The organism is Microbacterium sp. MTN4-26 (assembly GCF_042846595.1).
Classification (GTDB): domain Bacteria; phylum Actinomycetota; class Actinomycetes; order Actinomycetales; family Microbacteriaceae; genus Microbacterium; species Microbacterium luteum.
The window spans coordinates 174,867-195,220 of sequence record NZ_BTGO01000004.1; the positions used below are offsets into that span (position 1 = coordinate 174,867).

At 70.3% G+C, this 20,354-nt stretch carries 17 protein-coding genes and 1 tRNA gene; 7 read left to right on the forward strand and 11 right to left on the reverse strand.

Features of this window, described 5'->3' with window-relative positions:
- Positions 1–57: 57 nt before the first annotated feature.
- From ACGG9C_RS05055 to ACGG9C_RS05095, 9 genes are all read right to left on the reverse strand, one after another.
- Positions 58–1,596, reverse strand: coding sequence for an alpha/beta hydrolase (locus ACGG9C_RS05055; protein WP_071044557.1), 1,539 nt, complete (start codon positions 1,594–1,596; stop codon positions 58–60).
- Positions 1,597–1,607: 11 nt separating this feature from the next.
- Positions 1,608–2,792, reverse strand: a complete 1,185-nt coding sequence (locus ACGG9C_RS05060) for a DNA polymerase III subunit delta' (protein ID WP_071044426.1) — start codon at positions 2,790–2,792, stop codon at positions 1,608–1,610.
- A 10-nt stretch (positions 2,793–2,802) separates the two neighbouring features.
- Entirely contained in the window at positions 2,803–3,456 is a 654-nt protein-coding gene (gene tmk / locus ACGG9C_RS05065; RefSeq protein ID WP_071044425.1) for a dTMP kinase, read from the reverse strand.
- Positions 3,453–6,149, reverse strand: a complete 2,697-nt coding sequence (gene topA, locus ACGG9C_RS05070) for a type I DNA topoisomerase (RefSeq protein ID WP_075807105.1) — start codon at positions 6,147–6,149, stop codon at positions 3,453–3,455. Before topA ends, tmk begins: the two co-directional genes overlap by 4 nt.
- Positions 6,150–6,215: 66 nt before the next feature.
- Positions 6,216–6,533 (reverse strand): Rv3654c family TadE-like protein, encoded by a 318-nt coding sequence (locus ACGG9C_RS05075; RefSeq protein WP_390178361.1) that lies wholly within the window; start codon positions 6,531–6,533, stop codon positions 6,216–6,218.
- Positions 6,533–6,886 carry a TadE family type IV pilus minor pilin gene (locus ACGG9C_RS05080; RefSeq protein WP_390178362.1) on the reverse strand — a complete coding sequence of 118 codons (354 nt, stop codon included), beginning with the start codon at positions 6,884–6,886 and terminating at the stop codon, positions 6,533–6,535. Before ACGG9C_RS05080 ends, ACGG9C_RS05075 begins: the two co-directional genes overlap by 1 nt.
- Positions 6,883–7,077: a DUF4244 domain-containing protein gene (locus tag ACGG9C_RS05085; protein ID WP_143003687.1), complete on the reverse strand. Its 195-nt coding sequence runs from the start codon at positions 7,075–7,077 to the stop codon at positions 6,883–6,885. Before ACGG9C_RS05085 ends, ACGG9C_RS05080 begins: the two co-directional genes overlap by 4 nt.
- A 48-nt stretch (positions 7,078–7,125) precedes the next feature.
- Positions 7,126–8,094 (reverse strand): type II secretion system F family protein, encoded by a 969-nt coding sequence (locus ACGG9C_RS05090; RefSeq protein WP_349675991.1) that lies wholly within the window; start codon positions 8,092–8,094, stop codon positions 7,126–7,128.
- Complete coding sequence (locus ACGG9C_RS05095) at positions 8,079–9,134, reverse strand: TadA family conjugal transfer-associated ATPase (RefSeq protein ID WP_194384793.1); 1,056 nt, start codon at positions 9,132–9,134, stop codon at positions 8,079–8,081. Before ACGG9C_RS05095 ends, ACGG9C_RS05090 begins: the two co-directional genes overlap by 16 nt.
- A gap of 403 nt (positions 9,135–9,537) precedes the next feature.
- On the opposite strand from ACGG9C_RS05095, the gene acs reads away from it, so the two are divergent.
- Both acs and ACGG9C_RS05105 read left to right on the forward strand, forming a co-directional pair.
- Positions 9,538–11,511: an acetate--CoA ligase gene (gene acs, locus ACGG9C_RS05100; protein ID WP_194384792.1), complete on the forward strand. Its 1,974-nt coding sequence runs from the start codon at positions 9,538–9,540 to the stop codon at positions 11,509–11,511.
- Between the two features lie 35 nt (positions 11,512–11,546).
- Positions 11,547–12,122, forward strand: a complete 576-nt coding sequence (locus tag ACGG9C_RS05105; protein ID WP_390178363.1) for a uracil-DNA glycosylase family protein — start codon at positions 11,547–11,549, stop codon at positions 12,120–12,122.
- Positions 12,123–12,231: 109 nt separating this feature from the next.
- Here ACGG9C_RS05105 and ACGG9C_RS05110 read toward each other — a convergent pair whose 3' ends face one another.
- Together ACGG9C_RS05110 and ACGG9C_RS05115 are read right to left on the reverse strand one after the other, a co-directional pair.
- Positions 12,232–12,699, reverse strand: a complete 468-nt coding sequence (locus ACGG9C_RS05110) for a RidA family protein (RefSeq protein WP_071044420.1) — start codon at positions 12,697–12,699, stop codon at positions 12,232–12,234.
- Complete coding sequence (locus ACGG9C_RS05115) at positions 12,696–12,923, reverse strand: DUF4177 domain-containing protein (RefSeq protein WP_071044419.1); 228 nt, start codon at positions 12,921–12,923, stop codon at positions 12,696–12,698. The genes ACGG9C_RS05110 and ACGG9C_RS05115 overlap by 4 nt, the downstream gene beginning before the upstream one ends.
- A gap of 86 nt (positions 12,924–13,009) precedes the next feature.
- Between ACGG9C_RS05115 and ACGG9C_RS05120 the strand changes: the two genes are divergently transcribed.
- The 5 genes from ACGG9C_RS05120 to ACGG9C_RS05140 all read left to right on the forward strand — a co-directional run bounded on the left by ACGG9C_RS05120 (position 13,010) and on the right by ACGG9C_RS05140 (position 20,240).
- Positions 13,010–15,745, forward strand: a complete 2,736-nt coding sequence (locus ACGG9C_RS05120) for a transglycosylase domain-containing protein (RefSeq protein WP_390178364.1) — start codon at positions 13,010–13,012, stop codon at positions 15,743–15,745.
- On the forward strand, positions 15,745–16,680 hold the full coding sequence (locus ACGG9C_RS05125) for a metallophosphoesterase (protein WP_390178365.1): 936 nt from the start codon (positions 15,745–15,747) through the stop codon (positions 16,678–16,680). The genes ACGG9C_RS05120 and ACGG9C_RS05125 overlap by 1 nt, the downstream gene beginning before the upstream one ends.
- Positions 16,681–16,776: 96 nt before the next feature.
- Entirely contained in the window at positions 16,777–19,236 is a 2,460-nt protein-coding gene (locus tag ACGG9C_RS05130) for a hypothetical protein (RefSeq protein ID WP_194384787.1), read from the forward strand.
- A 69-nt stretch (positions 19,237–19,305) separates the two neighbouring features.
- A tRNA-Pro gene (locus ACGG9C_RS05135) sits at positions 19,306–19,379 on the forward strand.
- 81 nt (positions 19,380–19,460) lie between these two features.
- Positions 19,461–20,240: an HAD-IIB family hydrolase gene (locus ACGG9C_RS05140; protein ID WP_194384786.1), complete on the forward strand. Its 780-nt coding sequence runs from the start codon at positions 19,461–19,463 to the stop codon at positions 20,238–20,240.
- Positions 20,241–20,354: the final 114 nt, after the last annotated feature.

Below are 20,354 nucleotides of genomic sequence, written 5' to 3' on the forward strand. Positions count from 1 at the left end.
TGCACGATCAACGATCTTACAGCCTCGTGAACGCCGCCGCGAACCATCGGCGCCGGGTCACTCGCAGGTGATGTCGCCGTCGGGGACGGTGCCGTTCAGGAGATACGCGTCGACGGCGTCATCCACGCAGGCGTTCCCCTTGTTGTAGCCCGTGTGACCCTCACCCACGCGCGTGATCAGAACGCCGGACGACAGTTGATCGGCAAGCGCCACCGACCATTCGTACGGGGTCGCGGGGTCGTTGGTCGTGCCGACGACGAGGATGGGCGCCGCGCCGTCCGCGGTGATCTCCTCGCGCACCCCGGTCGGAGCGGCCGGCCACGCATCGCAGGGGTCGGGGCCCGACCAGTACGGCGCGATCGTCGGCGCTTCGGCGGCGATGAGGTCTTCCGCCGCCTGCTCCTCCGCGTCGGTGGCGTCGTCGGGGTAGTCCAGGCAGTTGTAAGCGCGGAAGGCCTCGGCGGAATTGTCGGTGTACTCGCCGCCCTCCCGGCCGTTGTAGAAGTCGGCCAGCGTGAACGCGAGGGTCGGGTCGCCGGCCAGAGCGTCGGTCAGCGCCTGGGTGAGGAAGGGCCAGCTGTCCTGGGAGTACAGGGCGGCGATGATCCCGGTCATGAGCGAGTCCGCGCCCAGCTGCCGCCCGTCCGCCGCGGGCAGGGGCTCGGCGTCGACGGCGGCGAGCAGGATTCCGAGGTCGGCCATGGCATCGTCGACCGAGCCTCGGAAGGGGCATTCCTGACCATCGAGGCAATCGGCCATGTACGCCCGCAGCGCGGACTCGAAACCGAGGGCCTGCGTCGTGCCGACCTCGAGTCCGGAGATGGAGGGATCGATCGCGCCGTCGAGCACGAGGCGCCCGACCTTCTCCGGGTAGAGCTTGGCGTACGTCGCCCCGAGGAATGTTCCGTAGGAATACCCGAGATAGTTCAGCTGCGCGTCGCCCAGCACGGCCCGGAGCACGTCCATGTCGCGAGCGGCGTTGTCGGTGGTGATGTAGGGCAGGATGCCGTCGCTGCCCGCCTCGCATGCATCCGCGAACTCCTGGTTGCGCTCCTCGAGCTCCGCGGTCCAGCCATCGCTTCCGCGCGGATCCTCCGGGATGTCGTACAGGTACGCATCCATCTCGGCCGCGTCGAAGCAGGTCACCGCCGTGGACGCGCCGACGCCGCGCGGGTCGAATCCGACGACGTCGTAGGCATCCACCACCTCTTCGCCCACGGCGAAGGTCAGCGAGTCACGGATCAGCGAGACGCCGCTCGACCCCGGCCCGCCGGGATTGGTCAGCAGCGACCCGATCGGGTCTCCCGAGGTCGCCCGGTGGCGGATGACGGACAGCTCGATCTCGCCCACGGTCGGGTCGTCCCAGTCCAGCGGCACGGCGACGGTCGTGCAGTCGAACTCCGAGCCGCACGCGGCCCAGTCGAGTGTCTGCTCGTAGAACGGCAGCAGCTCGGCCGCCACGCCGTCGGTGTCGGGAGCCGCGCTCGTGGTGGGGGCGGCGACGCCGCCCTCCTCGGGGATCATCGCGTACAGGCATCCGGTGAGCGTGAGGCTCGCGACGGCGATCCCGCCGACGACGGCGCCGACGCGACGCATCAGGGTGGTCTTCACGGTGTCCTCCCGCTGGCGACGGTGACCAGCAAGCTCTCGAGGGCCAGGGTGGGGTTGACGTTCTGTTCGAGGTTGCGCCGCGTCTCGGCGATGCGATCCAGTACCACCAGGGCGCGCCGCGGGCCCCAGGTCTGAGCGAGCGCGCGCAGTTCCGACTCGAGCTCGCGGTTGATCATGTCCGCCTCGCGCTCGAAGGCCAGCATCACGACATCGCGGTACATCGACTGCAGATCGGTGAGCACGCGGTCGATGCCGTCGCGCAGACTCCGGGTCGCGCGACGCTTCTGCTCATCCTCGAGCGCGGTCACCTGGGAGCGCACGGCGGGCGGCAGGGCGGCACCGTCGGCGACTCCGAGCGTGCGCCGCAGGTCGGCGCGCTCGGCCTCGTCGCGTTCCGCGGTGAGCGCCTTCGCGTCGTCGGTGGCCGCCTGCACGATGCGCGCGGCGACCTCGACCGCGTCGCCGACCCCGCGCACCCCGAGCACGCCGCGCAGGGTCTCTTCGCGTCGCGCTCGGGCGGCCACGTCGGTCGCCAGACGCTGCGCCATGCCGATGTGCCGCTGGGCGTGCCGCGCCGACTGCTCGGCGACCCCGGGATCGGCGCCGGTGCGCTGCACGATCAGGCGGGCGACGTCGTCGACCTCCGGGTCGCGGAGCCGCAGGGTGCGCACCCGCGAGCGGATGGTCGGGAGCAGATCGGCGTCGCTCGGCGCGCAGAGCACCCACACCGTGTGGTCGGGTGGTTCCTCGAGGGCCTTCAGCAGCACGTTCGAGGTGCGCTCGGCCATGCGATCGGCGTCTTCCACGACGATCACGCGGTGCCGACCGAGCGACGGCGCGTAGAAGGCGCGTTCGACGAGCTTGCGCGCCTCGTCGATGCGGATGATGACCTGCTCCGTGCGCAGCGCCGTCAGATCGGGATGGGTGCGGGCGAGCACCTGCCGCATCACCGTCTCGTCGCCGGGCTCCGCGATCAGCGCCGCCGCGAACGCGTAGGCGAGGGTCGAGCGCCCGGAGCCGGGGGGTCCGGTGATGAGCCACGCGTGCGTCATCGCCGTGGGATCCGCCGCCGCGGCCCGCAGGATCTCCACGGCGTCGGGCTGGCCCCACACGGCGTCCCAGGGAAGCGGTGCGGGATCGACGACGTCGACGGGAGACACCGGGTCGGCCGTCGCATCCATGGTCGTCAGCCTAATCCGCCGCGCCGACGTCGCCGGAACGCGCCTCGAGGAGGACTGCCACCCGGTCGCGGACTGCACCGGCGATCTCCCCGGCGGGGCGCATGGCGTCCACGACGAGGAAGCGGTCCGGCTCGGCGGTGGCCAGCGCGAGGAACTCGGCGCGCACCGCGGCGTGGAAGACCTCCTTCTCGGCCTCGAGGCGATCGAAGGGCTTGTCGTCCGCATCCAGCCGACTGCGCGCGAGGTGGGGATCGAGGTCGAGGAGCACCGTCAGGTCGGGCAGGAGCCCCTCGGTCGCCCACAGGGACAGGTCGCGCACCTCGTCGCGTCCGAGCACGCGCCCGGCGCCCTGGTAGGCGACCGACGAGTCGAGGTAGCGGTCCTGGATGACCACATCGCCTCGCTCGAGCGCGGGCCGCACGAGCGTGGCGATGTGGTGCGCACGGTCGGCGGCGTAGAGGAGCGCTTCGGCGCGAGGGGCGACCTCGCCCCGATGGTGCAGCACGATGTCGCGGATGAGGGCGCCCACCTCCGTGCCGCCGGGTTCCCGGGTACGGACCACGCTCGCCCCGCGATCGGAGAGCCATTCCGCGAGCAGCTGGGCCTGTGTCGTCTTGCCGGCGCCGTCGCCGCCCTCGAGGGTGACGAAGAGTCCGCGGGTCACGACTTCTTCGAGGTCGTCTTGCGCGTCGTCGTCGCCCGCTTGCGCTTGGGGGCCGGGCCCTTGGCGCGCTTGTCGGCGAGGAGCTGCACGGCACGCTCGAAGGTGACCGCCTCGACATCTTCGCCGCGGGGAATGGTCGCGTTCGTCTCGCCATCGGTGACATACGGCCCGAAGCGGCCGTCGCGCAGCTTGATCGGCTTGCCCGAGGTCGGGTCGGCCTCGAACTCCTTCAGCGCACTGGCGGCGCGGCGCGCGCCGTACTTCGGCTGCTTGTAGATCTCGAGTGCCTGCTCGAGGGTGACGTCGAAGAGCTGCTGCTCACTCTCCAGCGTGCGCGAGTCGGTGCCCTTCTTGAGGTACGGACCGTACCGCCCGTTCTGCGCGGTGATGGGCTCGCCGCTTTCCGGGTCCTCGCCCACGGTGCGCGGGAGCGACAGCAGCCGCAGCGCGGTCTCCAGATCGACGGTGTCGACCGACATCGACTTGAACAGCGACGCGGTGCGCGGCTTGGGGGCGTCCTTCTTCTTGGTCGCGCGCTTTTTCGGGGCCTCGGCCTCGGCGGGAGCCGCCGGCTCCTCGGGCTCCGGCTCGAGCTCCTGCACGTACGGCCCGTAGCGCCCGTCCTTCACGACGATATGCTTGCCGGTGTCGGGGTTCACGCCCAGCACGCGGTCGCCGGCGACGGGCGCCTCGATCAGCTCGGTCGCCTTCTCGACGGTGAGCTCATCCGGGGCCAGGTCTTCGGGGATGTTGACCCGTCGCGGCTCGCCCTCGGGGTCCTCGGCGTTCGGCACCTCCAGATACGGCCCGTACTTGCCGAAGCGCAGGGTCGCCACGTCGCCGATGGGCGTGGAGTTCAGCGCGCGGGCGTCGATCTCGCCCAGGTTGTCGACGATGTTGCGCAGTCCGACGTGCGCGTCGGATCCCCAGTAGAACTCGTGCAGCCAGTCGACGCGCTTCTGCTCGCCGCGGGCGATCGCATCGAGGTCGTCCTCGAGCGCCGCGGTGAAGTCGTAGTCGACGAGATCGGCGAAGTGCTGCTCGAGCAACCGCACCACGCTGAAGGCGAGCCAGCTCGGGATGAGCGCCTGCCCGCGCTTGGAGACGTATCCGCGGTTGAGGATGACGTCGATGATGCTCGCGAACGTCGAGGGGCGCCCGATCCCCTTCTCCTCGAGCGCCTTGACGAGGCTCGCCTCGGTGTAGCGCGGCTTGGGAGAGGTGGCGTGACCCTTCGGCTCGACCTCGGACAGGCGCAGCACGTCTCCGACCGCCAGCTGCGGCAGCGACTGGTCGGCCGCCTTGTCGGCGTCGCCGTGCTTCTCGTCACTGCCCTCTTCGTACGCCTCGAGGAAGCCCTTGAAGGTGTAGACCGTTCCCGAGGCCGTCAGTTCCACACGACGCCCGTCGGCGTCGACCTCGAGCGTGACCGTGGTGGTCTCGTACTTGGCGTCGGCCATCTGGCTGGCCATGGTGCGCTTCCAGATGAGGTCGTACAGGCGCTGCTCGTCGCGGTCCAGTTCGCCGGCCACCGACGACGGAGTGCGGAAGTCATCGCCCGAAGGACGGATCGCCTCGTGCGCCTCCTGCGCGTTCTTGGAGTTGCTGCGATACAGCCGGGGGTTGGCCGGCACGGCCTTGTCGCCGTAGAGGCTCACGGCCTGCGCACGAGCTGCTTCGACCGCCTGCTTGGACAGCGCCGTCGAGTCCGTTCGCATATAGGTGATGAACCCCTTCTCGTACAGGCGCTGCGCCACGCTCATCGCGTGCTTCGCGCTCATCGAGAGCTTGCGACCGGCCTCCTGCTGCATCGTGGAGGTCGTAAACGGGGCCTTGGGGCTGCGGGTTCCCGGCTTCGCCTCGAGGTGGGACACGGATGCGCGAGACGCGGTGCGGATGGCCTCGGCGAGATCGTTCGCCTCGGTCTCGCTGAGAACGAGAACCGCCTTCTTGAGCTCACCGCGGTCGTCGAAGTCGGTGCCGCGCGCGAGGGTTCCCCCGTCGATGCGCACCAGACGGGCTGAGAAGGACTTCTCGGGGTCGGTGGCTTCGCGCAGGGTGACCGCCGTCGCGTCGATCCCCCAATACGACGCCGAGACGAACGCCATGCGCTCGCGCTCGCGGTCGACGACCAGGCGCGTCGCGGCCGACTGGACGCGACCCGCGGAGGTTCCCTGCTGAACCTTGAACCACAGCACGGGGCTGACGTCCCAGCCGTAGAGCCGGTCGAGGATGCGGCGGGTCTCCTGCGCGTCGACGAGCGCGAGGTCGAGCTCGCGGGTGTTCTGCACCGCGGCGCGGATGGCGTCCTTGGTGATCTCGTGGAAGACCATGCGCTTGACCGGAACCTTCGGCTTGAGCGTCTCCAGAAGGTGCCACGCGATGGCTTCGCCCTCGCGGTCTTCATCGGTGGCGAGCAAAAGCTCATCGGCCTGCTTCAGCGCCCGCTTGAGCTCGGTGACCGTCTTGCGCCCCCGCTCGCTCTCGACGTAGTACGGATCGAAGCCGTTCTCGACGTCGATGGAGTACTTGCCGTAGGCCTCTTTCTTCTCCGCCGGGATCTGCTTCTTGTCCGCGAGATCGCGGATGTGCCCGACCGAGCTGAGCACCTCGTAGTCATCGCCCAGGTATCCCTGGATCGACCTCATCTTGGTCGGCGACTCGACGATGACGAGCTTCTTGCCTGTGGCCAACGGGGGGTCCTTTCGTCGATGCACACCATACACACCGCCCGATTGCGTGTCGCTGAGAACCACCCGTCACGGCGGTGGGCCGGCTCGCGCCGACGCGTGGAAGGGCATCCCCGCGAATGTCGACGACAGCGTCACGGTCGCGATGAGCTCCGCGAGGTCGCACGATGCCACGGTGACGCCGTTCGCTTCGGCGACCTCCGCGGCTCGCTCGCAGGGCACCCCGGTCGCCGCGCCCGAGGCGGCATCGGCGGCGGCGAGGGCCGCGGCGTCGGCGGCCCCGGCGAGTCGCTGGGCGGCGCCGGACGCTATGCCGACGACGGCGAGCGCTCCGATGAGGGTCGTTGCGGCACCGATCGCGCCGACCGTGGCTGCGGTGCCTGGCATCAGAGTCCGCCCGCCAGCGCGCAGCCTTCCGCCCGCAGGGTGATCGGCAGCGGCGCGGCGTCGATCGCAGCGCGTACGCAGACGAGATCGCCCCGCGCCGTGATCTCGACCGAGGCGCCGTGGACCGCCGAGGTGACGGCGCCGGCCGCCCGCCCGGGATCCTCCTCGCGGGCTGCCAGACGCGCCGCGTCGGCGACGGCATCCTGCAGGCGCACCTGCCGGGAGCCGGCGCTCAACGCGCCGACCCCCAGCGCGATCACCAGAACCAGGGCCGGCAGCGCGACGGCGAACTCGGCGGCGACGGCCCCGCGGTCGTCGGTCGGGAACCCGCCGCCGAGAACGCCGCGCCTCATTCGACCGTGAGGGCGCGGCGGACCAGGTCGGTGAGGATGCCGCGCACCTCGTCGGATCTCATGATGACCACCAGGAGTCCCGCGAAGGCGACGGCTGCCATGGTGGCGATCGCGTACTCGGCGGTCGCAGCCCCGCTGTCGTCAGCGAACAGACGTCGGGCTCGGGCAGTGGTGAGGGTCGGAAAGGACATCGGATACTCCATCTCTTGCGGTGGTTTCTTCGGGGCACGCTTGTCGGGTCAGGGCGGGGCGGATGGGAGATCGAGCGGCACGGCCCCGAGCACGCCGAGCATCATCGGGGCGACACCGAGCAGCAGGAACGCCGGCAGCGTGCACACCCCGAGCGGTACGAGAAGGCGCGAGGCGAGGTGGGCGGCGCGCAGGCGTCCGTCGACGCGGGCGCGATGTCGCGCGAGAGCCGCCGATGCGCGCAGCATCTCGACCGCGGGTACGCCCGCCCGACGGGAGAGTTCGAGTGCCGGCTCGGCGACGTCGCGCTCCTCGGCGCTTTCCGTGAGTGCCGAGGCCGAGGCGACGAGTGCCTGCGCGCGTGCGATCGACACCCCTCCGCTCAAGGCGATGGCGAACAGCTCCGCCCCCATGCCGGGGATGTGGGATGCGCCGCCGGCCTTACGCACGAGGACCGCGTTCCACCGGTGCGCCGCCAGGGTGAGCAGCAGACCGCCCACGAGACACACGGCGCCCAGGGGCGAGCGGGTGAGGGCGGCGAACGTGTCGAATCCGAAGGCCGCGGCCAGCACGACGCCGACCGCGGGAAGCCATCCCATCAGCCTCGCCGTCGCGCGAGGCTCCGCCAGGGCGACGCGCACGTCGTCGGCCGCCTCCTCGGCGTCGCGGAGGGCGACGGACAATCCGCGCAGGCTCGCGGCCAGCGGTGCTCCGACCGTCGTCGCGACGCGCCACGCGGCCGCCACATCACCCCATGCCGCCGCGCGCTCCGACGCCCCGGGGTCTCGGCGCCGATGCGGCGGTCCGGCCGCCGACGAGGCGATCGCCGTGGCCAGATCGCCTCCGTCGGAGACGGCGGCCATGACGCGGACCGCCGCGATGTCGCCGGCGGCCGCGAGCATCTCCCACGAGCGGGCGGGACCCACACCGGCCTGCAGCATGACCGCGAGCCGCAGCACCGTCCCCGCCGGATCGGCCCGGTCGGGCTGGACGCGACGGCGCATCAGGCGGGCGGCCACGTCAGTTCCTCCACGCGAAGACGACCCGACTCCTCGAGGGTCGGCCGGCCGACGGCCGCGATGCGCCGGGCGCCGTCGCCGGATCGGGCGACGTGGATCACGAGATGGACCGCGCTGACGGTCTGTCGAGCGAGAGTGCGATCGTCCCAGCCGGCGAGCGCGCCGAGGGCCTCGAGTCGGGCGGCGACCTCGGCGATGCCGTTCGCGTGCACCGTGCCCGCGCCGCCGTCGTGGCCGGTGTTCAGCGCCCCCAGCAGATCCCGCAGTTCCGCACCGCGCACCTCGCCGACCGCGAGACGATCCGGGCGCATGCGCAGCGCCTCGCGCACGAGCCGCGCAAGGTCGATCGCCCCGGCACCCTCGAGATTCGCCTGCCGCGCCTCCAGGCGCACGTGATGCGGATGCCCCACTCTCAGCTCGGCAACGTCCTCGACCGTGACGATGCGCTCCGTGTGCGCGGCCGCCGACAGCAGCGCGGCGAGCAGCGTCGTCTTGCCCGCACCCGCAGCCCCGGTGACGAGGATGTTCCGGCGCTCGCCCACGATCTTCTCCAGCCAGGCGCGAACGGGCGCGTCGAACATGCCCGAGCGCTCGAGCTCGTCGAGCCCCGGACGAGCCACGCGCGGGATCCGGATCGAGATCTCGGTTCCGGCGAGGGCGATGGGCGGAAGCACCGCATGAACCCGGATGCCCTCGGCGAGCCGCACGTCGATGCACGGGTGGGCGTCATCGATGTGCCGGTCCCCCGCTCCGATCAGCGCGATCGCGAGATTGCGCACCTCTTCCTCGGTCAGGCGCCAGCCCGGTTCGGGGCGCGCGCCGCCGCCACGGTCGACGTGCAGGCCGCGCGCGGCACTGACGAAGAGGTCGGTCACACTCGGGTCCTCGAGCACACGGTCGAACGGGCGCATCACCTCGGGCGAGGTCGCCTCGGCGCGCACGACCGGAGGCGTCGCCGCGACGGCGACAGAGGCACCCGGAGTCTCCACCGAAACAGGGCGCGGCTCGCCTCGACGAGCGACGACGAAAGGAGCGGCCATGCCCCGACGGTAGAGAGACCCTGAGCAGCGGAACGGCTCCGGCGACGCTGCGGTGGATGCCCGAGCGCGGGTAGCGGGATGTGGAGGAGGAGTCCCGGAAAGAGAGAAGGCGGCATCCCATGGGGGGAATGGGATGCCGCCGTGTGCGACCGCCCGGAGTTGGGGGGTGTCGGGGGTCGCGATGCCAGAATCGATGTTCGGCCGAGACGAGTGTACGTGGCCCGGCGGGGCGGAAAGTGCCTTCTGAGCGCTTTCCTTCCGATATATCGGTGATGTTCTCGATATCTCCTGCGCGCGTTCTCGATACCTCCTCTCGGGGGTGGTCCGACGCGCCCCCGCTGGCTAGATTTGCTGCGACTCGGACGGCCGCATGCGCCGCCCGCACCGATGCGAAGGAGCCCCGATGAGCAGTCAGATCGACCACCTGCTGAGCGAGGATCGGCGATTCTCCCCCTCCCCCGCGTTCGCCGCCGCAGCCGTCGGCGACGCCGAGCTCTACGCGAGGGCGGAGGCCGACCGGCCGGCGTTCTGGGCCGAGCAGGCCCGCGACCTGCTCCACTGGCACACGCCGTTCACCACGACCCTCGACTGGTCGAATCCGCCGTTCGCGGAGTGGTTCGCCGACGGTGAGCTCAACGTCGCCTACAACTGCCTCGACCGCCACGTCGAAGCCGGCCACGGCGACCGGGTCGCCCTGCTCTGGGAGGGCGAGCCCGGCGATGAACGACGCGTGACCTACGCGGAGCTCACCGACGAGGTCAAGCGCGTCGCGAACGTGCTCACCGATCTCGGCGTCGGCCGGGGAGACCGCGTCGCGATCTATCTGCCGATGATCCCCGAGGCGATCGCCGCGATGCTCGCCGTCGCGCGCGTCGGCGCCATCCACTCGGTCGTCTTCGGCGGCTTCTCCGCCGACAGTCTGCGCGCACGCATCGACGATGCCGGCGCGAAGCTCGTGATCACCGCCGACGGCGGGTATCGCAAGGGAAAGGTGTCGGCCTTGAAACCTGCGGTCGACGCCGCCCTCGCCGACCGCAACGGCAGCGGTCCGCAAGAGACGGTCGAGCACGTGCTGGTGGTGCGCCGCGGCGGCAACGACGTCGAATGGAACGCCGAGCGCGACCTCTGGTGGCACGACGTCGTCCCCGCGGCCTCGGCCGACCATGAAGCGGAGGCCTTCCCCGCCGAGACGCCGCTGTTCATCCTCTACACCTCCGGCACCACCGGGAAGCCCAAGGGGATCCTGCACACATCGGGGGGCTACCTCACCCAGGCGGCCTTCACCAACCGGGTCGTGCACGACATCCATCCCGACACCGACGTCTACTGGTGCACCGCCGACATCGGATGGATCACCGGTCACTCGTACGTCACCTACGGCCCGCTCGCCAACGGCGCCACCCAGGTGCTGTACGAGGGCACGCCGGACACGCCGCATCCGGGGCGCTGGTGGGAGCTCGTCGAGAAGTACAGCGTCACGGTGCTCTACACCGCACCGACCGCCATCCGCTCGTTCATGAAGATCGGCCGCACCGTGCCGCAGTCGTTCGACCTGTCGAGTCTGCGTCTGCTCGGGTCGGTCGGTGAACCCATCAACCCCGAGGCGTGGATGTGGTACCGCGAGATCATCGGGTCGGGCCGCGCACCGATCGTGGACACCTGGTGGCAGACCGAGACGGGCGCGATCATGATCTCGGCCCTTCCCGGGGTCACCGAGGCCAAACCGGGATCGGCGCAGGTGCCCCTCCCGGGGATCGCGGTCGACGTCGTCGACGAGAGCGGTGAGCACGTGGGGAACGGCAACGGCGGCCTGCTCGTGGTCACCGAGCCGTGGCCGAGCATGCTGCGCGGCATCTGGGGCGATCCCGACAGGTTCGTCGAGACGTACTGGTCGAAGTTCGCCGATCGCGGGTTCTACTTCGCCGGCGACGGCGCGCGGCTCGACGACGACGGCGACGTCTGGCTGCTCGGCCGTGTCGACGACGTCATGAACGTCTCCGGGCATCGGCTGTCGACCGCGGAGATCGAGTCGGCTCTCGTCGCGCACGAAGCGACCGCCGAAGCCGCCGTCGTCGGGGCGTCGGATGAGACCACCGGGCAGGCGGTGGTGGCGTTCGTCATCCTCAAGCAGAGCTTCCTCGACGCCCACTCGGCCGAGGGTCTCGCCGAGACGCTGCGCCGCTGGGTCGGCGAGCAGATCGGTCCGATCGCCCGTCCGCGCGACATCTACATCGTGGCCGAGCTTCCGAAGACCCGGTCGGGCAAGATCATGAGGCGGCTACTGCGCGACGTCGCCGAAGGACGCGAGGTCGGCGACACCACGACCCTCGCCGACACGATGGTGATGTCCACGATCCAGGCGAAGATCACGTCATAGCGACACCCGCGCGCTCCGCCCGGCAGACTGGGCCGATGAGCTCTCTCGACGCGTTGCGCGCCCGCGTCGCGGAGCATCCCTCCAACGCCTGGGCGCGCGAGCGCGGATGGGACCCGCTGATCGTCGGCACCGAGCGGGCGCGCGTGCTCATCCTCAGCCAGGCGCCGGGGCGACTCGCCCAGGCGTCCGGCATCGCCTTCGACGACCCCAGCGGACGCCTCCTGCGCAGCTGGATGGGAGTGACCGACGAGGAGTTCTGGAACCCCGACCTCGTCGCGGTGCTGCCGATGGACGCCTACTTCCCGGGCAAGGGGACCAGCGGCGACAAGCCGCCGCGCCGAGACTTCGCCGACCGCTGGCACCCGATGTTCCTCGAGCGGTTCGCCGACGTGCGCCTGCGCATCGTCATCGGCGGCTACGCGCAGCGCCGCTATCTCGGGTCATCGGATGTGACCGCCAACGTGCGCGCAGCCGAGACGTTCCTGCCGATGTACCCCATCGTGCATCCATCGCCCCTCGCGCGCGGCTGGCGCACGCGGAACCCGTGGTTCGTCGAGGAGAAGGTGCCGCAGCTGCGCCGCCTCGTGCGTGACGCCATCGGCCGGGAGTGACGGGCGGCCGCGTTTCGTCTCGCTCCGCTCGCTCAACGACCGGAAAAGGCAGCCGGGACCGCCCTGGTCGTTGAGCGAGGAGCGCAGCGACGAGACGAAACTGCGGGCCTCAGGCGAGGGTGAAGACGACCTCGACCTCTACCGGGCTGTCCAGGGGCAGAACCGGCACGCCGACGGCCGACCGTGCGTGCCGGCCGGACTCGCCGAAGATCTCCCCGAGCACGTCGCTCGCACCATTGATGACGCCGGGCTGGCCGGTGAAATCGGGAACGGACGAGACGAAGCCGACGACCTTGAGCACGCCGCTCAGCCGGTCGACGCCTCCGGCCGCAGCCGCTGCTGCCGCGACGGCGTTCAGCGCGCACTGGCGTGCGTAGCCCTGGGCATCGGCGGCGGCGACGAGACCCTCGCCGTCACCGACCTTGCCGGTGGCGGGCAGTGCACCTCCGACGATGGGGAGCTGGCCCGCGGTGTAGACGAGGTCGCCGTGCACCTTCGCCGGCACGTATGCGGCGACGGGCGGCACCACCTGCGGCAGCTCGATCCCCAGGTCCGCGAGACGTTCCGAGACGCTCACGCCGCACCTCCGTCGAACTGGCGCGCGGCCTGCGCGGCCGCATCCAGCCCCGCCGTGTTCGCTGCGCCGTCGCCGCCGGAAGGACGCTTGAAGTAGCCGACCAGGCCGCCCTCGGGACCGGGAACGACCTGCACGAGCTCCCAGCCCTGCTTGCCCCAGTTGTTCAAGATGGCGGCGGTGTTGTGAATCAGCAAGGGCGTGGTCATGTACTCCCACGTCGTCATCGAGGCTCCTCGGGGGTTCGGTGCGTTTGGCGGATCGGCGCCGGTCGTCAAGGGGTTCCCCAGCTACCTCCCCTACGATCAAGCCTATGCCTCAGAAGAATCGGACGGCTAGCGGTGCGCTCGGGGGGATCCTGGGACTCGTCGGCCTGAGCGCGGTCGCCGGTGTTCTCATCACCGCCACGGTCACGCCCGCCATCGCCGTGACCGGTGCCGCGGCGTCGAGCGCCATCACGATGTTCGACAAGCTGCCGAGCGTGCTGGAGATCGAGAAGCTCATGCTTCCCTCCACCATCTACTACAAGAACTCCGACGGGGACTACGTCGAGTTGACGCAGTTCTACGACCAGAACCGCGAGCCGGTGACGTACGACGAGGTCGCCCCGGTCATGTACGACGCGATCCTCTCCAGCGAAGACCCGCGCTACTACCAGCACGGCGGCGTCGACCTCATCGGCACCACGCGCGCTCTCCTCAGCAATGCGCAGGGCGGCGAGACGCAGGGTGGCTCCTCGATCAGCCAGCAGTACGTCAAGAACATCCTCATCCAGCAGTGCGAGAGCAACGCCGAGGGCGAGACGGCCGAAGAAGAGGCCGCCGCCAAGCTCGCCTGCTGGACCGAGGCGACCACCGCAGCCGGCGTCGAGGGCTACCAGCGCAAGCTGCAGGAGATGCGCTACGCCATCGCGCTGGAGCAGAAGTACTCGAAGAACGACATCCTGCTCGGTTACCTGAACATCGCCAACTTCGGCGGCACCAACTACGGCATCGAGGCCGCCGCGCGGTACTACTTCAATGTCAGTTCGTCCGATCTCAGCGTCGCCCAGGCCGCGACGCTCGCGGGCATCGTTCAGAACCCGAACACGTACCGCATCGACCAGCCCGGCGGCTCGACCACCAACAGCGAGGGCGCGCCACTGAACACCGCGCCCGACGGCGAGGTCAACGAGGGCGACGGCACGATCACCGCCCTCGACACGCTCCTGGCCGACGGCACGATCACCGAAGAGGAGTACCTCGCAGCCGCCGACGGCTACACCCTCACCAAGGGACGTCAGCTCTACGTGCTCAGCCGCATGCTCGACGACGGCAAGATCACGCAGGAGCAGTACGTCGAGGCGGCCAAGTCGCCCATCGAGCCGAACATCACCGTGCCGTCCTCCGGCTGTGCCGAGGCCGGCGGGTCGGCGTTCTTCTGCAAGTACGTGCAGGACGTCATCGCCAAGGATCCCGCCTTCGGCGAGACGCAGGATGAGCGCGACGCCGCCCTGCGCCGCGGTGGCCTGAACATCTACACCACGCTCGACATCGACCTGCAGCTCGCCGCCGAGCAGACCATGAACGAGACCGTGCCGCAGTCGATCGACGGCATGCAGCTCGGATCGACCACCGTGAGCATCGAGGCCGAGACCGGCCGCATCCTCTCGATCGCGCAGAACAAGACGTTCAGCGAGCGGGCCGACGACGTCGGCGACCCGACGAAGACGTCACTCGTCTACGCCGGTGACTCGACCTTTGGCTCGTCCAACGGATTCTCTGCGGGTTCTACGTACAAGCTGTTCACCCTGATCGATTGGCTCGAGAACGGGAACTCTCTCAACGAAGTTCTCAACGGGCGGGTGCACAAGGTCACTCGTCTACAGAACAGTTGTGTCGAAGGCGGGTGGTGGATCGACAACGGCGCGGAGGCGATCAACAACTTCGCACGGGATCCAGGCCGCGTAGGAACTCCCATGCAGTTCACCGCCGCGTCCCTCAACTCCGGCTTCCTCGCCATGGCCGAGCAACTCGACCTGTGCGACATTCAGGCGGACGCGACGAAGATGGGCGTCGTCAACGCGAAGACGGGCCAGCCGGCCGAGTCCGACAAGATGGGCGCCTTCTCCGTCCTCGGTGATCTCAACGTGTCGCCGATCTCGGTCGCCGGCGCATATGCGACGGTCGCCAACGGTGGTGTCTATTGCGAGCCGCAGGCAATCGATCGGGTGACCGATTCCGATGGCAATGAGCTCCCCGTCCCGGAGCGGTCGTGCGAGCGGGTGCTGGACGAATCGGTTGCAGCGACCGCTGCCTACGCTCTTCAGGGCGTGATGAACGGCGGCACGGGCGCGCAGGGAAACCCGTACGACGGCATTCCCGTGATCGGCAAGACCGGAACGCACGAAACCTCGCAGACGTGGCTCGTCGAGTCGAGCACGAAGGTCGCGACCGCCGCATGGGTCGGCAACATCGAGGGATTCCAAGACGTCTTCGACTACGGCGTCGCGTACTACCGCTACGCCCTGGGCAAGGGCGTGCAGGCGGCGGCGAACGCGAAGTACGGCGGTGGCGAGTTCCCCGCTCCCGACCAGAACCTGCTGCGCACGGTCTACACCGATCTGCCGAACGTCGTGGGCATGTCGGTCGATCAGGCGACGGCGACCCTCCAACAGGCTGGATTCAGCGTGACCGTCGGTGACGAGGTCGACTCGAGCGAAGCCGCAGGCACCATCGCCGAGCAGAGCCCCGGCGCGGGCCGCGTGGCCGGTGGCACGAACGTCACGATCCGCCCGTCCAACGGTCAGGGCGTGACGGTTCCGGACGTGTCGGGTCAGTCGCTGCAGGATGCGGTCAGCTCGCTGCGTTCCGCGGGCTTCGGCAGCGTCCAGCCGGGCAGCTGCGAGGCGACCGGAAACGGTGACGACGATGACGATGACAACGGCGGGGGCAACGGGAATGGCGACGGAAACGGCACCACCCAGGTGACCGGCACCAGCCCCGGAGCCGGCGAGCTCGTCAACCGCAGCGACACCATTTCGGTGAACTACCGCGCCGAGTCCTGCTAGTGGCGCGACGCGCCGGCCAGACCGCCCTCACCGCCCTCGCGGCAGTGGGGGCGGTCGGCGCGGGAGCCGCGGTCTGGGGCGTCGGCATCGAGCGGTACCTGTTCACCGTCCGCCGCCACACGCTCGCCGTACTCCCCGCCGGAAGCCGCGCACTGAAAGTACTGCACGTCTCCGACGCCCACATGGCGCCGTGGCAGCATCGCAAGCAGCAGTGGATGGCGACCCTCGCCGACCTGGAGCCCGATCTCGTCGTCAACACGGGCGACAACCTCGGCCACGCCGAGGGCCTTGTCGGCATCCGTCGCGCCTTCGATTCGCTGCGCGGCATCCCGGGTGTGTTCGTGCACGGATCGAACGACGTCAGCGCACCCTCGCCGCGCAACCCGTTCCGGTACTTCCTCGGCCCCAGCCGCACGAAGCACCGCGAGGTGGCGCTGGACACCGACGCCCTCGACTCCTACCTGCGCGACGAGCTCGGGTGGATGGACCTCAACAACGCCGCCGGCAGCCTCGCCGTCGGCGGTCTGCGCCTCGACGCCTTCGGCGTCAGCGACGCCCACCGCGGCTGGGAGCGGCTGGATGCGCTGCCGGGGGCGCTCGAGACCCTCGGCGACCGGTCGGAGGCGGCCCTCACCCTCGGCGTCACGCACGCCCCGTACCGACACGTGCTGGACGCGTTCGTCGATCTCGGCGCAGGCACCCTGTGGGCCGGTCACACGCACGGCGGCCAGGTGCGCATCCCCGGCTCGGCGTCGGCGCTCGTGGCCAACTGCGACATCCCGCTCGATCAGGCACGCGGCCTCAGCAGCTGGGCACGCGCCGGCCGCGACGTGCCCCTCAACGTCAGCGCGGGCATCGGCCACTCGATCTTCGCGCCGGTGCGGTTCGGATGCCGCCCCGAGGCATCGCTGGTTACCCTTACCGCACGCGCCTGACCCACTTCCCCTCCACAGCACGCCATCGGCGGTGGCCCGTCCACAAGCGTGGAGAACGCCGCCGCTCCGGCACGGGCGCACCCGCACGATCGGAGCATGAAGCGCGCCCTCCTCCTTGTCGGGATCCTGATCGCCGTCGTCTCCGGCGGCTTCGTCATCGCGTCGTGGCTGGCGCCCTCCACATCGCAAGCGGCCGAAGCGGGGGCCGGCTTCGGCACGTGGGCGCCCACGTCGCAGTACGGCTGGCACGGCTCCATGCGCGTGGGCGACGTCGACACCTACTGCATCCGGCCCGGCCTCGCCGCCCCCACCGGTCCCACGACCGATCACGGGGTGCGCAGCGACGCCGCCGGGCTCAGCGCGAAGCAGCTCACCGCCATCAACCACCTCGTGACCACCTACGGTCAGACCGACGATCCGGTGCAGGCGGCGAGTGTCGGATGGGCGGTGAAGGCCATCGCGGACTGGGACGAGACGCTCCACGCGTTCGGCTACCGCGGCGACAGTCTCGCCGGCGCAGTGAACTGGACCTTCTCGGCCCTCGCGCCGGAGCACAACAAGCGCGTGCAGGAACTCGCGACCTCGTACTACGCCGAGGCCACCGCGCTCTCGGCGGGTGCCGCCAAGGGATCCGGCCGCCTCGTGTTCACCACCGACCCCGATGACGTGCTCCTCGGCACGGTCACCGCACAGGTGGACGGTGCCGGTGGGACCGGCCGTATCGATCTGACCGGCGCCGAGTTCACGTCCGGCGGGACGACACTCGAGAAGGCCCGCGCGGGCGAGACGTATGAGATCCGCGTCGTCCCGTCGGCCGAGGGGGGAAGCGTCACCGTGAGCGGTGTCGGCGCCTTCCCGGCGGCCCCGCTGGCCGCGGTGCGATACTTCACGACCCCGGGCGGCCAGGACACGGCCGGGCCCGCGGGTGCGTCCCCGATCGAGGTCGAAGGAGCGGACGAGCATCCGCGGGACATCGAGTTCGCACCGACGATCACCACACAGGTCGCCGAGCGCTACGTCGCAGACGGCGTCTTCGTCGACGAGGTGTCGTTCTCGGTCGGGGCGGGTATCTGGCCGCGGGACGAGGACGGCGCCTACCTGCCGGTGAGCGCGTCGGCGGACCTGTACCGCAGCGATGTCGAGCCGAACCCGGGCGATCCCGCTCCCGGCGATCCGGTCGCCGCCCTCGCTCTGACGACGGACCCCTCCGGCGGACCGACGATCACCTATCGCGTCGAGGGGTCCGAGCCCCTCACGGCGCCGGGCTTCTACACCGCCGTCTGGCGCATCCGGGCGGAGGACCAATCCGCCCCCGTGCGCGAACGTCTGGCGGAGGGCTACGTGTGGCAGGAGGAGTACGGGGTGCGCAGTCAGACCGTGATGGTGCCGGCGGTGTCCTCTCTGGCGGAGTCCGACCTCACGGTGGGCGAGACCATGAGCGACGATGTGATCGTCGCGGCGCCGGTCCCCCGTGACGGGCTCTCGGTGAGCACCGCGGTCTTCCGCGCCGTCGACGGCGTCGCCGCCGAGGACGCCTGCACTGAAGAAAACCTCGTCTGGGCATCGGATGCCGAGCACGTCCTCGAGCCGGGCACGACCACCTTCACGGCACCGATCGTTCCCGACTTCGGCACGTACTACTGGCAGGAGACGACCGTCGATGCCGAGGGTGCGCTCGTTCACCTCGGACGCTGCGGCATCCCCGAGGAGACCGGGGCGGCTGTCCCGCCGACCGTCGTCACCCGCGCGCAGCCCACCGCCGGCTTCGGCGCCGCGATCGTCGACACCGCGACGGTGTCGGGCCCCGTTCCCACCACGGGCGCAACCTCCCTCGTCTTCCGCCTCTACCTCGCCCGCGAGGGCGTGGAGCCGGCGAACGCATGCACCGACGACGCCCTCCTCGCCGTCACCGAGCCCGTCGCCGTCACCGCCGAAGGCGACCACACCTCGCCCGCGGTCCCGACGGACGCGTCGGGGACGTACTACTGGGTCGAGGAGCTGCGGTGGCAGCCGGAAGGAGGCGAAGAACGCGTGCTCTCGACGGGGGCGTGTGGAATCGAAGAGGAGACCACCGTGGTCGAACGGCCCGCTGTCACCACCCGCGCGACACCGCGCGCGGCGACCGGTGAGGAGTTCACCGACGTCGCCACCGTCACCGGCCTCGACGTGGCGGCCGACGCCGAGCTGGTCTTCTTCGCCTACCGGCACGCCACCGGCGACGAGCCGGACTGCACCGACCTGCTCACCGAGACCAGCCCCGTACCGGTCTCGGGCAGCGGCGAGTACACGTCGCCATCGGTCGTGTCGGAGACATCCGGCACGGTGCAGTGGGTCGCACAGCTGCAGTACCGGCCCACGTCGTCGGACGGGGAACCGATCGTGCTGCACCGCGGCGAATGCGGCGAAGAGGGCGAGGCGACCATCGTCGACGACCTCGCCGCGACCGGTGCCGATGCGGCCGTCGCGGGTGCGCCGGTTCAGGTGTGGGCCGCAGCGGGGATCGGCCTCGTCTCCCTCGGTCTCGCCGCCCTCGGCCTGCGCGCGCGACGCTCCTGAGCCCGCGCCACGAGTGCCGTCCCGATTGGGAGCACGGCACGAAGCAGGGTAGACTCGTCGGGTTGCCACCGGGGTGTGGCGCAGCTTGGTAGCGCGCTTCGTTCGGGACGAAGAGGCCGCAGGTTCAAATCCTGTCACCCCGACCGCAGAGAGGCTCCACCTTCGGGTGGGGCCTTTCCTGTAGGGGCGTGCGCGGCATGCCTCGAGTGCGGTGAACATCGACGATGTGGAGAATCGTGCCCGACAGCATCCGACTGGTCGCCTTCGACCTCGACGACACCCTCGCCCCCTCGAAGAGCGCCATCGACCCGCGCATCGGCGACCTGCTGATCGCGCTCGCCGAACGCGTCGAGGTCGCCGTGATCTCCGGCGGACAGCTCACGCAGTTCCGCCGTCAGGTCGTCGAACGCCTGCCGGAGGCCGACCCGCAGACGCTCGAGCACCTGCACCTGCTGCCCACCTGCGGCACCCAGTACTACCGCCTCCGCGACGGCGACGTGCAGACCGTCTACGCACACAGCCTGACCGCCGACGAGAAGACCCGCGCCCTCGCCGCCGTCGAAGAAGAGGCTCGCCGCCTCGGTCTCTGGGAGAGCGAGACCTGGGGGCCCATCCTCGAAGACCGCGGCTCGCAGATCACCTTCTCCGCGCTCGGGCAGACGGCGCCGCTCGAAGCCAAAAAGGCCTGGGATCCCACCGGCGAAAAGAAGAACGCGCTGCGTCAGGCCGTCGCCGACCGCATCCCCGACCTCGAGGTGCGCTCGGGCGGCTCGACCTCGGTGGACATCACCCACCGCGGGATCGACAAGGCGTACGGAATGCGCCGGCTCTCGGAGCAGACGGGCATCAGCCTGGACGACATGCTCTTCATCGGCGACCGCCTCGACCCCGACGGGAACGACTACCCGGTGCTCGCCATGGGCGTGGCCTGCCAGGCCGTGGACGGGTGGGAGGAGACCGCCGAGGTGCTCGACGCTCTCATCCCCACCCTTCCCTCGCGCTGACAGACGGCCCACCGGGCCCGCCAAGGGCCGCCGCGCGTGTTCGCAACTCCGCAAGAACCGCGCCGCGGAGCGCCGAACTCGCCCAACGGGGCCGCCACGGGCACGGTCTTGAGG

What these genes read in the sequence shown, in the direction of transcription:
- ACGG9C_RS05060 (WP_071044426.1), bottom strand. Translation starts at nt 2,792, where the DNA reads ATGGATGCGACGGCCGACCCGGTGTCTCCCGTCGACGTCGTCGATCCC.
- ACGG9C_RS05115 (WP_071044419.1), bottom strand. Translation starts at nt 12,923, where the DNA reads ATGACGACGTGGGAGTACATGACCACGCCCTTGCTGATTCACAACACC.
- ACGG9C_RS05105 (WP_390178363.1), top strand. Translation starts at nt 11,547, where the DNA reads ATGAGCTCTCTCGACGCGTTGCGCGCCCGCGTCGCGGAGCATCCCTCC.
- ACGG9C_RS05130 (WP_194384787.1), top strand. Translation starts at nt 16,777, where the DNA reads ATGAAGCGCGCCCTCCTCCTTGTCGGGATCCTGATCGCCGTCGTCTCC.
- ACGG9C_RS05140 (WP_194384786.1), top strand. Translation starts at nt 19,461, where the DNA reads ATGTGGAGAATCGTGCCCGACAGCATCCGACTGGTCGCCTTCGACCTC.
- ACGG9C_RS05085 (WP_143003687.1), bottom strand. Translation starts at nt 7,077, where the DNA reads ATGTCCTTTCCGACCCTCACCACTGCCCGAGCCCGACGTCTGTTCGCT.
- ACGG9C_RS05080 (WP_390178362.1), bottom strand. Translation starts at nt 6,886, where the DNA reads ATGAGGCGCGGCGTTCTCGGCGGCGGGTTCCCGACCGACGACCGCGGG.
- ACGG9C_RS05075 (WP_390178361.1), bottom strand. Translation starts at nt 6,533, where the DNA reads ATGCCAGGCACCGCAGCCACGGTCGGCGCGATCGGTGCCGCAACGACC.
- ACGG9C_RS05055 (WP_071044557.1), bottom strand. Translation starts at nt 1,596, where the DNA reads ATGCGTCGCGTCGGCGCCGTCGTCGGCGGGATCGCCGTCGCGAGCCTC.
- ACGG9C_RS05095 (WP_194384793.1), bottom strand. Translation starts at nt 9,134, where the DNA reads ATGGCCGCTCCTTTCGTCGTCGCTCGTCGAGGCGAGCCGCGCCCTGTT.
- acs (WP_194384792.1), top strand. Translation starts at nt 9,538, where the DNA reads ATGAGCAGTCAGATCGACCACCTGCTGAGCGAGGATCGGCGATTCTCC.
- ACGG9C_RS05120 (WP_390178364.1), top strand. Translation starts at nt 13,010, where the DNA reads ATGCCTCAGAAGAATCGGACGGCTAGCGGTGCGCTCGGGGGGATCCTG.